8 protein-coding genes are annotated in these 13779 nt (G+C 62.1%); 6 read left to right on the top strand and 2 right to left on the bottom strand.

All coding sequences use genetic code 11. From position 1 onward, the window contains the following. The first annotated feature begins 266 nt into the window (after positions 1–266). The 4 genes from VF092_18095 to VF092_18110 all read left to right on the top strand — a co-directional run bounded on the left by VF092_18095 (position 267) and on the right by VF092_18110 (position 7588). Positions 267–695, top strand: a complete 429-nt coding sequence (locus VF092_18095) for a hypothetical protein (GenBank protein ID HEX6749214.1) — start codon at positions 267–269, stop codon at positions 693–695. Continuing rightward, positions 692–1807, top strand: a complete 1116-nt coding sequence (locus VF092_18100) for a hypothetical protein (protein HEX6749215.1) — start codon at positions 692–694, stop codon at positions 1805–1807. The genes VF092_18095 and VF092_18100 overlap by 4 nt, the downstream gene beginning before the upstream one ends. 1261 nt (positions 1808–3068) lie before the next feature. Beyond that, the gene (locus VF092_18105; GenBank protein HEX6749216.1) at positions 3069–3674 is read left to right on the top strand and encodes a hypothetical protein; all 606 of its coding nucleotides are present in this window, start codon (positions 3069–3071) and stop codon (positions 3672–3674) included. A 2411-nt stretch (positions 3675–6085) separates the two neighbouring features. Further along, positions 6086–7588 carry a lamin tail domain-containing protein gene (locus VF092_18110; GenBank protein HEX6749217.1) on the top strand — a complete coding sequence of 501 codons (1503 nt, stop codon included), beginning with the start codon at positions 6086–6088 and terminating at the stop codon, positions 7586–7588. Between the two features lie 467 nt (positions 7589–8055). Here the strand turns inward: VF092_18110 and VF092_18115 are convergent, their stop codons facing one another. Continuing rightward, on the bottom strand, positions 8056–8406 hold the full coding sequence (locus VF092_18115; protein ID HEX6749218.1) for a hypothetical protein: 351 nt from the start codon (positions 8404–8406) through the stop codon (positions 8056–8058). Between the two features lie 718 nt (positions 8407–9124). Here VF092_18115 and VF092_18120 point away from each other — a divergent pair. Then, positions 9125–9565, top strand: coding sequence for a hypothetical protein (locus VF092_18120; protein ID HEX6749219.1), 441 nt, complete (start codon positions 9125–9127; stop codon positions 9563–9565). A 104-nt stretch (positions 9566–9669) separates the two neighbouring features. Then, the gene (locus VF092_18125; GenBank protein HEX6749220.1) at positions 9670–11751 is read left to right on the top strand and encodes a hypothetical protein; all 2082 of its coding nucleotides are present in this window, start codon (positions 9670–9672) and stop codon (positions 11749–11751) included. A gap of 920 nt (positions 11752–12671) precedes the next feature. Here VF092_18125 and VF092_18130 read toward each other — a convergent pair. Then, complete coding sequence (locus VF092_18130; GenBank protein HEX6749221.1) at positions 12672–13679, bottom strand: hypothetical protein; 1008 nt, start codon at positions 13677–13679, stop codon at positions 12672–12674. Between the last annotated feature and the right edge of the window lie 100 nt (positions 13680–13779).

Here is a 13779-nt window from a genome sequence, read left to right on the forward strand (position 1 = left end):
TCGCTGGACGCCAGGCAGTGACGCTCTGATTCTCAACCGTTCCCAGCGCGACCTCGAGCGATCCCTCCTGCAACCGCCTGTAGACCGACTCGGAACGACCGCGGTAGAACCCCACCGCAGTTCCGCGGGGGCACGCCAAGCATGCATGCCCGAATAAGCTTGGTGAAATAAACATTTGGGATTATGTTAGCGCGGCTTCGGGAGAGGAAATATGTCATACGTTCCGCGATGTTCCCATCACTACACTACCACCAAGGACAAATTTCATGACAACAAGGATGTTCAGCACAGTCGCGCTCGACGACCAAAGCTCCACTGAGGAACTGGAGCACCATCTCTCAGGCGCGTTGGACGCACAACCTGCCGTATTCACTCTCCTATGGACGCGTGGCTTGGGAGTTCTCATTTCCGGGCTCGTCTATCGACGAACCGGTGAAACCAAGTGGGTTCAGCTCTTGACCCACCAGGTGCTTGAAGACGACGGCGAGTTCTCTCTGACGTTCGGGCCGTTCAAGGAGGGTGAAAGTATCGAAGTAATGGTAATCGCACTAGCAGTAGATGCAGACGTACCCCGCGCAGTAGGTGCAGTGACGACGGGGGGAAGCGTAAAACAGATCATCCCCACCCCACCCACACCCAGCGAGAAGATGGAGCGTGGAGTGTCGTGGATTAAGAAGGGGGAGTTCCGGGTATGAAGATTCAGCCCATTGTCATTCTCTGCCTCGCCGCTTTGGCTGACACAAGCTTGCTCTCGGCCCAGCAGACGGCCCTCCAGATGTGTCACCTCACCGCCGGGGTCGGCGTCGACACGACCAGAGGCTGCGGCTTGCAGGACCCGCTGCCGGATCTAGCATCGGTCAGTGCCACGGTGGGCAAAGTACTGAACTTTGACTACACCACGGATCCGTATTCTTTCGTGAGTGCGGCACTGAGCTTCAGCGACAACGCTTTGAAGCAGAAGGTCTCATTCTCACCCTTAAAACTGACGCGGGATCCCACGCGGTGGGACGCGTTGAGCCTGTCGGCCACGAACGCGAACAGCACGTCCACCTTTAGCCTCGGTGCAGGCTACGACTGGGTCGCACACTATTCCTCCCGGCGCCAGAGAGTCTACGAGGATATTCGCCACGAGGTGCTGCCGAATCTACCGGTTATTACGCCTCTCGACGGTGAGAGTGACGCGGCTCTTCAGAAACGAACGCAACAGATCCACGATGCTTTTCTCTCGGATTACTGGGAGCGCCGGTTTCGAAACACGTGGGCGCTATCCGGCAACGCATTCGTACAGACGTTCTCGTCCCTGTCCGCGACGAAAGTAGATCTCGACAACGACCAGAAGATCGACAACGCGTATTCCACCAAGGCATATGGTGCCTCGGTACAAGCGTTGTACCGGTGGAACATGCGCACAGCCCTCTCGGTAAGCGGGCAACTCGGCCGACGACGAGTCGATGCCGTTGAAGGATCTCGGCTTCGCCCCTTTCAGGGCGCTTCGGTAACGTTCACTCGCCTCGCGATGATCTTGGATACCGCGTACCTTAGCTCAAAGGACTACCGCTCGAAGCTGTACATTCCGTCTCTCACCGCGGGAACGTCGCTCGAATGGCAACGGTGCAGAGGCGCCCCTCTGGAGTGTGACAACCACATTCGGGAGCAACTGGTCCTCACGCCATTTCTCGATATACGTCTTCCCGGTGGAGCACAATTTCGGCTCGGCCTTCCCATCCGGCGAGATCGCGTCGGCGACAAAACAGGGACCCGCGTAGAAGGTGTGGCCCAGTTCGGATGGGCGATGTCTTCACTCTGAAACGCGGGCGGGGCAGCGGAAGGTGGATATCCTAGAGCTCGCTGATTTGTGCGAGGCCTGCGGAACGACACCGACGGAGTTCACCACTCGCCTGGAGAGGCGGCTGGGCCCGTCCAGTTAGCATCCAAGCAGGGCCGTCCGAGCCGTTCGTGGAGCAGAGGGGGCGACCAACGGTCGTCCCCCTTGCTGCATTACCGCTGCTGTCTACGACACTGGCACCTTATACCGTAGACGCTCCAGCAGACCATCGACTACACTGGTCGCCGCTGCGGCACCGGTGGTGTGGAGGCGACCTGGACCGATCACGGTCGCGTCGAGACAAAGAACCGCAGAAGCCCCGCCGAGAAACTCCGCTTAAAAAGCGCCCTTGCGCACCGGAAGGACACTTGTCCACTCCCAAGTCTTCATTGGGGTACCGCGTGCCGTTTCTCAGATCACCACACCTCCGCTCCTGACGTTACCCGATGACCACCCGGAAAATCGTCCGTGGCGCTTTCCTCCTGCGTTCATTATCCTGTCGGCTAACGCAGGAAACGCCACTAAACGTTCACCCTGCGAGCCTACCGCGACCCGCCGTTGATCGTATCCGTCACTGATGACGAAACCGCTCCATCCCCGCCGCCGTCCGTTCAGGCCGATTCGGTCGGCACGTCCTCTGTTGCATTCACCGGGACCGCTCCGGTTCAGCGGGTTAGCCATTCTGGACGAGTTCTCGGAAGCCCACGGATTACTCCTGTGGGAATCCTTTCGGGACGCAGAGCTTTGGGCCACAGCTGAACTTCGTCGTGGTCTGTTCTCGCGCAGGAGCCAAACGCGTACAACAGCCATAGGCGAACTTCCAGCCGTCCCGTACGCGCCGATTAAGCCCGCGCTTGTTTTGTTGTCGCTCCTGCGTCACCAACGCGAGTCTGATGCACCTGCGGTGGGAAACGGCTGTGACAGTATTGCACGGTGGTCCCACGACCTCGGGCGACTTGGAACTGCCGTCGAGTATCAGCAAGTGGCCAGTCTCGCAGACCCGCATAGCGCCATCTATGCAGTACGTGCTGCGCGCTGGCTGAGAATGCGCGCCGAATATGCTCGCGCGTGGAGTTGGTTCGACTACGGCCTTGTTATCGCGCGCCGAGAAAACGACTGGCAGGCGTACTGTGAGGCATACGCAGGGATTGGGCACCTACATGTACAGGTGGGAAACTATCCGCGTGCTCGCGTGGCCCACCGCCGAGTTCTTCGAGCAGCTAGGCGGCATCATCTACCGGATATGGTAGCTTCTGCATATCACAACCTGTTCGTCGTTGAGATGGAGGTTGGTGATGTTGAGCGCGCAGAAGTTTACGCCCAGCGGGCATTGCAAGCGTATCCGCTATCGTCGGCGTCCTTACCACGATTGGCACGCGATCTGGCTTGGCGGTGGATGCTCCGCGGGTTCTTCGACCGCGCCCTCCCCCTCGCCCAGGAGGCGTTAACCCACTTCACCGTGCCTGCGGATCGGGCGCTTCTCTGGTCTGACGTCGCCAGAGCAGCTGCAGGCGCGGGAGTTGTCGAGATCTTTGAGGATGCGTGGGCGCAAACGCGCGTCCTGTTCTCCGAGTACCCGATGGACCCGTGGCCGGCAGATATTCTCGTCAATCTGGCGCATGCTGCTGCATCCGCAGGCGAACGCAGCCGCGCGGAGTGGGCAGCAACAAAGGCCGTGGAGATTGCACGGACGCGAAAGGAAAGCACGCTCCTGCTCGCTGCGGAAGCCATTCTCGACTCGCTTGCCCATTCTCCCACAGCACCCCTCACCAAGCCAGAGCGGACCGACACTGATCCGCTCGTTGACCGCTTTGTAGCGCGTTTGCGGGCGGCGAGGGCCGCAGCCTAGTCCCCTCGCCGCTCCGCATGCGCCAGAGGGCGCCGGTCAGTGTGCGCTTCCCATTCCTCCAGAGTTCGGTGTCGCACCGGGTGTCGTTACCACCTCGTCAAGCGACGGGCTATGCGGCTGCGGAGCCGTCGGGCTCTTGGATGAACACGCAGCAAGCACAACGAGCACCGCCACCGCAGCAAGCGCGCGCACCTTCATTGGGCCACCTCCCGAACGGGGTAATTGGTCATAAGGCGGGGATTTCCCGCCCACGCCCAAGATAATCCGGACGGTGGCGGCTGTCCGCTCCAAATGCGTCTGCGGGCGCCAACTCCCCCGCTGGTTCCCTCCATCTCCCGGTTCGGATTCCCCTCTTGCCGCTCCCCGTGGCGTGATCGAAGCGCCCACCGCACGGCAGGACAAGCACTTCCTCCCACTTCGCCTCGTAAGCTCGGCTCCCGCTGACCGTGTTATGTGGTGTCCTGTACTGAGCGCGTTACAGCGTCCATCTTTCGTCCCCAAGAGTGGCTGTGGGTGATCGCCTCCCGGCCACATGACCTATGCTTCGGGGGCAATCATGGGAACGGAGTACCGCATACTCGCAGACCGCCACACTTCAACCGCAATCCGTTTTCTCTCACGTCTTGCAGCGGGAAACGGAGGTTACACGCTCTGCGGTGTCACAGGATGGGCGCACCGGCGCGACGTGGCGGACGCGGCGAGGCTTAGGCTTGACGGGGAGCTTCCGCTACTACACGCGGCGGGGTTGGCGAACAGAGTGAATGCCGGAGTTGCCACCAAGGGAAGAGAGGAGTGGCTATACCGGATAACAGATGCAGGCGCGCGAGCGGTCGCGGAGCGTTGGGGTGAGTTGTATGAGTCGGTTCAGCCACCGGGAGAAGTGGAACCGGATCATGGCATCTACATCGCACCCGGACCACGCAACGCGCTGCTGGTGCTGCGCCTTGCTTTTGAAAGAGAAGGGCCTGAGCGATTCCGAGAACACGGTTGGCGTACGGGGCGTGAGCTCACGTCGCTTATCGATGAGCTAAACCGCCATCGGGCGGCGGACCACTTCCGAACCATCGACTGGATGGATTTGAAGTGGCTCGCAGGCTTCGGCCTCGCGGAGAGGCGCGAGCAAACAGTCGTGTGGGGTCGGGAGCGGCCCGTCGCCTTCTGGCGCGTTTCGGCTAGCGGACGGACCATCCCCCTCCTTTCGTGGCGCGCACCTGACCCGTCCGGCACTCGCGAACCTACGCCGAGTGCCGAGCCGTGACACCGGGACGCCAGCATGGGTGCTTCGATCCGCATGGACGTGAGGAGCGTGCGTTGATCTTCCTCGCGCAACTCACCGTCCGACCGGGTGGATACAGGATTGGCCGCACCTTTGGTTGGGCGCACGCAGATGACTTGTACCTCTTGGCGGGGACGACCTACGTATGGGCCGATGCACTGGCCCGGTTCGCGGATCGTCGGCACGCTGACGTGCGCCACGCGAACGTGCGAACTGCGGCACTCCCGTCGCCCCTGTTCCGAATCACGCAGAGCGGGATGGATACCGTTGCACGGCTTGTGGGCGAGATAGCACCTAGCGTTTGCCCACCTTGCCTGGGCGAGTGTTGCACGGACGTGTATGCCTCGAACCTTGGCCAGTGGGCGCTGAGGGCGCTGCGCGAAGCTTACCCAAACTGGTTGACAGCGGCTGAGGTGCTCAAACCAATTAGACGCTGGAATCGCTGCGGAAACGTTCCCTACGTGACCACTGGTGATTTGACGGCGCTGGTGTCCTCCGGCCTTGCGGAATCGTGTTGCACAGGCGACCACCGCTCCACGCCCGCCTACCGGGTGTCGCGGGCAGGGTGCACGGCGACGCTCTTGGAGTGGTACGGTCCCGATCCGGAAGCCCGGATCTTCTCCGATCACGATTGGGGGCACGTGCTGAAACCTCCAATGCGAGGCTTTCTATATGGCAGTGGCAACTAGCATTCGGGCGAACAGGGATAGGGCCACCGCACTCCGCGAGTTGGCGAAACAGGGGTGGCGGTCTACGCGCGGTCTGGATCATTGATCCCCGCGCTGGATTCACCAGATTCGCGATCATATCGTCCCCGGTCCTCGCCGCCTTGGTCGCGCCAGCGATGCCGACCATACGGCATCCTGGTGGCTGCGCACGTGCCAGGATCAAGTCAGGTCAGCCGAGTTGGCGTTCCAGTAGTGGTCAAGCGCGGCTGCTCCTTCCGAAAGCCCGCGCGAGGAGGCGGCGCGTGCCGCTCACGGTGACGCAGGCGAGATTCTTGGGATCGTTCGCGCCCATGTGCCACCGGACGAAATCATGGTGCAGCGTGCCCGTTCCGCGTATTCTGTCCGGAGAAGGAAAGAGAGCAGCGCACGCAACTAACATCACCTCGTCCCTGGCCGGAGTCCCTCCGATGCCGAATTCCCGCCTCCTCGTCGCTGCATCCCTTGGAAGTGGACTCCTGCTCTCTGCCTGCACGGAGCGCTTCCAGAGCCCGGGCGGTCCGGATCCGAGCGGCCCGAACTTTACTGTCTCGAGCTACGCCGACCAGATCGTCATCAACGAAGTGATGGCCGATCCCAATGCAGTCACCGACACGGACGGCGAGTGGTTTGAGGTGACGAACCGCGGGACCACCGCGGTGGATATTCAGGGCTGGACGATCGCCGGCAACAACGACACGGACCACACGATCACCAGCTCGGTCTCCATCCCGGCCGGCGGCTACGTGGTCCTGGCACGAAACGGCAACTCAAGCTTCAACGGTGGCGTTACGGCCAACTACGCCTACGGCACGATGACGATGGCCAACACCGCGGACTGGATCGCGCTGCGAGACGACGCGGGCGCGAGCGTAGATTCGGTGGCGTGGGCGACGACCATGCCTGCGGGATCGAGCCGCGGCGTGACGGATCCTGACGCCGACAACCTCGACGCCAAGGGCACGAACTGGCATACGAGCAACGTCGCTTTCGGTAGTGGGGACAAAGGCACTCCCGGAGCACAAAACGACGGCCGCCGTAGCCCACTTACCGTTCGGATACTCGAGGTGGGTCAGGGCGACGCGATCTACATCACCAACGGCTCCTCGAAGGTGATGGTTGACGGCGGCCCGTCGATGACGACGATGGCCAGCCGGATCAGCTCGCTCGGGCTGGACAACCAGACGATCAACTATATGATCCTCTCACACGCTCACGACGACCACTACGCGGGGCTGCGAGAGTTCTTCAAGACCAGCCATAGCATCCGGATCGGATACTTCTTCGAGAACAAGGACGCCTCGGCCGCAAGCACATTGGCCTCACTACGCGATTCCATCAACGCGCGGGTCGGCCGCGGTGAGCTGACCTACCGCGACACCGACGACCCCTGCGCTACCGGCGCGTCTGTCTGCACGATCCTCCTCGACGGCGGCGCCAGGCTCCACGTCCTCAAGCCCAAAACTTCCGACACCAACCCCAACAACCGCTCGGTGGCCGTGAAGTTGGTGGGCCCTGACAGCGCCTCGTTCACGATGTGGATGGCCGGCGACGCTGAGCACGAGGAGATCGAGTGGTTCGACAACACGGCCGGCTACGACACGTCGCTCGGGATGAACGTTGACGTGCTCAAGGCCGATCACCACGGGTCATGCAACGGCATTACCAGCCGCTTGCTCGACTTGCTCACGCCCACGTACGTCACCATGGGCGTGAGTTCGACGAATACCTACCACCACGTACACACCCAGACCAAGACGCTGCTGACGAGCCGGTCGATCCCCTGGTACCGAACGGATGAGAACGGGCAGATCACGTTCACGAGCTCCGGCGCGCCGGGGGGCGGGTACTCGGTCAGCATCAGCCGCGGCAGCGCCAGCATGAGCGGCTCAGCGGACGCCGCCTCGTCCGACACCAGCTGCAACAGCCTCTAGGCCGCCGGCGCGGTCCACGATGACGCCGGCGCTCATCCGCGCCGGCGCTTCAGGCATGCGGACGTGTTTCCGCCATATCCTTGATGGCGCCGGCGAGCGCATCTGCCTTCTCCTTCGCCTCCTCGCCTCCTCGCCGCACGCCGCATCGCACACGGTGCGTGAGCTCGCCCAATGCTCCGACCGAGCGAAATCGCTAAGCTGCGTGGCGCGGGTCGGGGCTGCGGTCGAAACGTACGGCACGACGCGGCGTGGCCCAGGATGTGTTTCCCGGGGATTGTGAAATTTCGTAGCGGGCGCCTACCGAACGGAAAAGGGCTGACGCGTCTGCGCACTGGTTTTATCGCCAAGCTGGACTCGCCAGCATGCCCTCCGAGACACCCGTCGACGGCGATGACCCGAGTGAGGGAGGATCGGATCCGGCGGCTGATTGACGGCAGACAGGAGGTCGGTATAATCGGGGAAGGGAGCTACTCCATTTCTCGCGCGAACTGACGCAGGCCCGCCACCACATCGTCGCCGTAGGCAGGGATCGACGCGATCATGAGCTCGGCACCGCGGGGCAGCGCCCTCTCGAGTTCTTCGGTAGCTCGAAGGATCGCCTCACTGCGCGCTCCCCTCGGGGAACTGACCGCCCGCCGCTGGCTCTTCTTACGCGCCCGGCTGAGGTGCCCATGGAGATGCGGGTCAGCGGCCTCCGTCGGACGCACCCACCCGCGCGATTCCTCGACCAGACCACGGGTGAGCAGGGCGCGCAGGACACGTCCGTCGAGGTGGTCAACCGGCACTGCGCCGGTCTGGCGAACGAGGTAGCGAAGCACCTCCTCCTGGCTTTTGCTCAGATCATTCGGAGTCACCACCCCCAGCCCCCGCCCGACAGATCGAGGATCTTCTTGGCGCGCCATGCTCTGCCCGGCCGGCGTCGCACTGACGCTCCCACCACACTCCACGATCAGGTTCAGTCTGAGAAGAGGTCGCAACACCCGTCCATCGATTTTAGATGCCAGGACGGATCTACGGCTGCAGATTCCGCGGAGAACTTCGAGCTGATGGGACTTTAGCGACATCGGGCGGAAATGATATGAGGAAGGTCGGGCATTGATACATACGCAATCTGCACTGTCAGTCGGTGTCGGACCAGAGCGTGCAGCCCTGCCCACCGTAGCCCATCCGCCTGCGGGGGTGGCGTGCCCGCCACTCTGGAGCGACAGACATTCAGTTCTGCCGCAGAGCGAACGGTTTCTGCGCGCTCATTTTCGGTCGTCCCTCTGCGGGCACAAACAGGGCGGTCCTTTCCCTAAGCACAGGGGCTGCACCCGCGCCGGGAGAACACGGATCTATGGACACCAACGACTTCGCCAGACTGATCGCGAGAGACGCAGGGTTGGGAATTCCTAATCTCGAATCAAGGGATTACGCGGCTGGCTCCTGCCAGATCTCGACTACGACGCGCAGCTCGTGGCCGACACCGCCGTCCCAGCGCTGCAGGCCTGGTGCAGCATAGTCTACCCCGTTCGCATACCTACCAGAATCTCTGCAATGGAAAAGTGGCGGGCGCTGCAGTCCAGTCTGGGTGAACAGCATGTGGAAGTGCAGGTTTTCCTACCTCTCGGCAGGCGGAACGGCAGGCGCCTCGTGGTCACGCCCGACGTGAGCTACCGAGGCGACGCGATGGTGATCATCGATGCGAAGTACAGAGCGCGGCGGACGGAAGCTCGTACGCGAATTGCAGCGGCAGACGCTTACGCGGCGCTGGCGTTCATGCACGCCGCAGGCGCGAAGCGGACCCTTCTGTTGTACCCGCGCGTTCCGCGCGGCGGAACCAGTGATCCTCCCGGAAGCGGTCAGCAGTTCGAGCAAATTGAGGTTGGAGAAGCGCAAATAATGGGTTTGGAAGTCGAATGCCTCGGCATCGCGGCGGACGGCTTCCAGACGTTCGCGGAGAGACTCGCACACGCGGTCGAGCCGTTCCTCCGTTAGCAGACGAAGCGTACACCTCAGCAGCGCAGTCGCCCCCTTCGAGGGTGGCCGCGCACCTCTCAGTGGTCGCTCCGTTTCTGCTCCACCTTAGATTCACCCCTAAAATGATCCAGATCACCTGCCCCCAATGCAAACGCGAGCTCCGCATCGAGGAAAGTGACCTCGGCCGAATGGCGAAGTGCCGGTTCTGCGAGCACACATTCCTGTTGGAGCTTCCGCGTACACGCATGCTCCGCTTCGCCAGGAGGGGGATGATCGCCGCGGCGATTGCCACCGCTGTGGCGGCGTGGTTTTCCTTTTCGGTCCTGGTGGCGTTCCTCTACTGGGGTTCACTCCTGGCGTGGGCAGTGCTGAGAAGAAGCAAACGACTGGTACCGAAGGCTGCAGCGGCAATCCTCGGGCCCGCGACGATCGGGCTGGGGCTGGTCGTCTGGACGCTCGTTCGACTTAACTACGCCGCTGACAGCGACCCGCAGGGCCCGCGCTGGCTCGCCACGGAACAGGCTTTCTTTCTCGACGCCTGGACGTATCTGAAAATCGCGAAATCACTATCGATATTCCTGCTCGTGCTCGCTGTGGCCGCGGTAGTTCACAACTTCTGGCCGCGGACTGAGGCACTAAAACGCGTGCTCACGCTGAAGGGCCACGTCGGCCGCTTGTGGCTGGTGGTAGTCACCGTCACCACCTTCACGTTCATTGCGGGTAGCGTGGGCACGGCTGAAGCAGCGAGGCTCGACGAGATCGCCAGGCAATCATATCGGGCGGCGTTCAAAGAGCGTGCGCACGCCAACCAACGCGTCCAAGCAAGTGCTGCAGTAGATAGCCAGGTTCCTACCGCCGTACGGCCTCTCGATGCCGCAGCTCTCTACGCAGCGTTCAAGGCGGCCGTCGCGGGGTGGTCGAGCGACACGATCCGTGTGTGGGTACCCACTGAAAAGCCACCTGCCGAACGGATTGCTGAGCGCGTCACGTCGCGTACGTTTGCCCGCCTACGGGGTTCGTACGATCCAGGCCCAAGGAATGAACCCACGGGTCCCATCAGGGGTCCTGAGTCCCCCCGACCTCAAGACGGACGTGGCGGTGTTGTTCCCAGTGATACGCGCAGCGGTTCGACATCAGGCGCTGAGCCGCACGTACAGCCTTCTAGGCCTGTAACGGTTCCCCGGGAAAAACCCGCGGACCGTGAGATTGCCGGACCCGGCCCTACTTCGGGTCTCAGTGACGAGCACAACGAAGTTGCGTCGGGGGCAGTCACCCCCGAACCGCGACTCGAACCTGTCAACTCCGCCGCCGAATGGAAGGCGCGGCGCGAAGCGGCCTCGACCATTGAAGCCGAGGCACAGCAACTCGACGCAATGGCTGATCAGAACGAGGCTGCCGCGAAGAAGGTGATCGTTGAAGCGGCAGGAAAGGTATTCTCGTCTGCGCTGGCCGACGTAGAGTTCGGGGATTTTATTTCCGCGTTCTTGAAGAAAGTTCTCGATCTCTACGCCACGAGCGTACGCCCCGGGAGGCTCTTCAACCTTTCCCAACGCTTTGCTCGCACCTTCATGTCGACGGAGGTGACACGGGACGCCTTCGCAGCAGACCTAGAGCAGCAGTTGCTCAAGCAGGCGCGGGATGCCGCTGCCGGTGGGCAGTGGTCCACCGCTCTTGAACAACTCGACCTCCTCCTCAATCTGGATGACTCTGCACCACGCCGCGCTGCGGCCGCGTTGCATCCCGAGTATATGTACCGGCAGGGAGCGTATCTACACAGCAGTGGATCGCTCGACGCAGCGGCCACCCAATACCAGAGGACCATCGAAAAGCATCCAGCTACGCGATGGGCCCGAGAAGCTCGGCGAGGTCTCGCCGACGTCAATATTGCAAGGCAAGTCAGAGACATTGAAGGTAGTGATCATGAGCCACTCGCAATTCCAGAATCAAAGGGTCCCAGTGGTCGGCGAGGTCAAGCGGCCGTCTCTATCGAAAATGGTACGGGAAGGACGCTTACCGTCTACTTCTCAGGTCCGCGCTCGGATTCGGCCGTTATCGGCGTAGGACAAACGACCACACTGTGGCTACCAGTGGGTGCGTACAGCGTCGCAGCACGCGTGAACGATCCCGATGTACTGCCATACGCCGGACCGGCTAACTATACGGCCCGGATCTACCCTTACTACTTCTACATTGGGCGTAGATAGTCGCCACAATGCGAAGACGCGCGGGGCACCCCAGTGCTGGAGCGCCCCGGTGGCGTTCACCTGGTGAGTCTGTCCGTTCGCGGCGCGCACGCAACTCCCTCGCGAATGCGGCAAGCGCATTCGCGAAGGCGTGCGGACGTCGGTCGGATAATGCGTTCACCTCGCCCACGAGGCGCTTGATTGCCCGCCGCAGACCGCCTTCGTCGACGTAACCCGTCGCGTGGCCAACGTTGCGCCACGTGCGGGCCGGCTCCTCCAGCAGCCCCACTGCGAGGAGCACGCGCGTCCACGCGAGCAGTCGCCGTGGCGGCGGCAATGCCTCGCGCGTGCACCAGCCCGCGAGCGTGCGTTCCCTCACCCCGAAAACCGCTGCCACATCGGTACTCAGGCCACCGTCTGCGGTCACTCCGCGGCCGCCCGGATGAGGCGTCATCGCGTTGCCGGAAGCATACCTGGAGAGCTCCTCGAGCCGGCGTTTGAAGGGGCGCGCGTGCGCAGCACGCAAGCGGGCGACGAGCGCTTCCGGAGGAGCCTCGATCGGCAAGTCCACCAGTTCGCTCACTCCCCACTCCAGCAGGGGGACGGACTTCGACAGCTCCGTGGAAGAGTCGGTGACGCTTGATCTACCGAGTGCTTTCCTCATGCGCGAGATGCCGCTGCAGTGGAATGGCCAAGGGCGCTACTCCAGCAGCGGTGGGTCGAACTCCGCGATGGATCCCTCGGTGCGACGCGACCGTGACAAGGAATGGCATGGCCGCACATACCTCCGTGGGGCTTATAGTTGGTCCCCAGGGCAGACCATCGAGGGAGCCTACGAGGTGGAGTTTCGGTCTAAAGGCTAATGGGTAGGCGTCGAGACTGAGTGCCCTGGTACGCACGTCGTCCTGGGTGCGGCCGTTTGCATCTGGCAGAGTCCTGGGTCAAAGATTTCCGCCGGAGAAGTAATCCTCGATTGAGACTCCGTGGGCCGATGCGTTGCCCAACGCATCGTTGACTTGAAAGGAGCAGCAGAAGCACTGCACCTCATAGATGTACCACCATGCGTCCCCGGTTTCCTCGTCATGATCGCGCTCGACGAACAGCACGAGTGCGTTAACACCGCACACGGGGCACTTCCTCGCTTCGCGGACATCATGCTCCCGCTCCAGAACTGAACGAGCGACATTCTCGTACCGCAGTCGATAGCGCTCATTGAACGCTTTGGCGATCGGGTGTGCCCGCATCGGGCTGGCGTAGGCCGCTCGACCGAGCTCCTTCAAGTAGGCTATTTGCCTGAGGTCATACCGACCTGCTGCGAAGTGCATCTCCACTTCAGAGAGAGGGTCGATGCCGGAGGCGAGTGGGGCATGGCGCCAGAATCCACCCATCGTACTGTACTGGGGCAATGCGACGACGGCAGAGACGAAGGGAAGGATGTACTCGCCCACGAGCTGATCCAGGGCCGGGTAAAGCAGAACGAACGTGCCCTCGTGGATCAGGTGATTGCGGAGCCGGGCCAGCTCCCGCAGCGTGTGCTCGTGTCGCGAGGCGATCTGCTGCGCTACGCGTGCCGGCGAGTGCGCAACCAGCAGGTCGAGCACGTTGCCAAAGTTGAGCCTATGGACGTTCTTAGCCGGGCGTGAGAGCTGTCCGGCCGCGATCTCTTCCACCAGAAGATCCTTGCAGGTCAGCTCGGCGAAGTGTTGGAAGTGGAGGAGACACTCCGTGCTGGCGGCGGCATAATCATGGTTATGATTGAACTCAATCGTTGGACGTTCCAGCTTGGTGTTATCGAAGAGATGAAGCGAAAGCCGCATTGTTTTGTAGGTCGAAAAATAAGCCTTTACCGCGCTCTCGAGGGTGAGCAGGGCGACGCTCTTGAGATGACGCTCCTGAGCGCCAGCAGCGAGATCGAAGCCGTCATTCGTCAAATTCCGCAGGGTAACCATCGGTTCGCTTTGGTTCCAGTGTGAACTGTCGTGGGCAGAATCTCCCAGTGGCTTCGTAAAGAAGTTCCGAGCCGGAATATACACTCCATCTCGCGCACCA

Origin of the sequence: Longimicrobium sp. (assembly GCA_036377595.1) — a bacterium.
Classification (GTDB): Bacteria; Gemmatimonadota; Gemmatimonadetes; order Longimicrobiales; family Longimicrobiaceae; genus Longimicrobium.

Bases quoted from the DNA above. Each gene is read 5' to 3' on its own strand.
- VF092_18095 (HEX6749214.1), top strand. From the start codon at position 267: ATGACAACAAGGATGTTCAGCACAGTCGCGCTCGACGACCAAAGCTCC.
- VF092_18100 (HEX6749215.1), top strand. From the start codon at position 692: ATGAAGATTCAGCCCATTGTCATTCTCTGCCTCGCCGCTTTGGCTGAC.
- VF092_18105 (HEX6749216.1), top strand. From the start codon at position 3,069: ATGGTAGCTTCTGCATATCACAACCTGTTCGTCGTTGAGATGGAGGTT.
- VF092_18110 (HEX6749217.1), top strand. From the start codon at position 6,086: ATGCCGAATTCCCGCCTCCTCGTCGCTGCATCCCTTGGAAGTGGACTC.
- VF092_18120 (HEX6749219.1), top strand. From the start codon at position 9,125: ATGGAAAAGTGGCGGGCGCTGCAGTCCAGTCTGGGTGAACAGCATGTG.
- VF092_18125 (HEX6749220.1), top strand. From the start codon at position 9,670: ATGATCCAGATCACCTGCCCCCAATGCAAACGCGAGCTCCGCATCGAG.
- VF092_18130 (HEX6749221.1), bottom strand. From the start codon at position 13,679: ATGGTTACCCTGCGGAATTTGACGAATGACGGCTTCGATCTCGCTGCT.